This window comes from Prevotella sp. OH937_COT-195, assembly GCF_003932845.1.
GTDB lineage: Bacteria > Bacteroidota > Bacteroidia > Bacteroidales > Bacteroidaceae > Prevotella.
The window spans coordinates 1-384 of record NZ_RQZH01000172.1; the positions used below are offsets into that span (position 1 = coordinate 1).

The 384-nt window shown below is 51.6% G+C and carries 1 protein-coding gene; it reads right to left on the minus strand.

Going from position 1 to position 384, the window contains the following annotated elements:
- Window positions 1-163: 163 nt before the first annotated feature.
- Window positions 164-384: hypothetical protein (locus EII32_RS12325; protein ID WP_158611198.1), on the minus strand; the 221-nt coding region annotated here is incomplete at its 5' end.

A 384-nucleotide genomic window follows, 5' to 3' on the forward strand; every position in this document is an offset into this window, starting at 1 on the left:
GTTCCTCAGGAAGTCCTTTCACCGTTCCTTGGGAAGTCCTTTGGCCGTTCCTTGGGAAGTGTTGTTCTTGCGAAGAATTTGTTTGTTCTCATTTTGTTGAAATTTTAATGTGTTTGAAATGAAATATGCAATAACGTGTATTTGTCGCTGCCTTACCTTATTATTACAGGCTGCCTGTGAAGATGCTCATGATGCGTTGCCAGAACGAGCGGCGCGGCGGTGGGGCGGGCGGCATGCGTCCCATGTCCTCGGGCAGATGGTTCTCGTGGTGAGGGTTGCCCCGGATGTTCACCCCGCGCCGATCCAGTTCGATGTCGATCATCCGGCGAACGGTGTCGAGCAGTTGCATGCGGTCGTCAAGAAAGCCTAAGTCTTCCTTGTCAT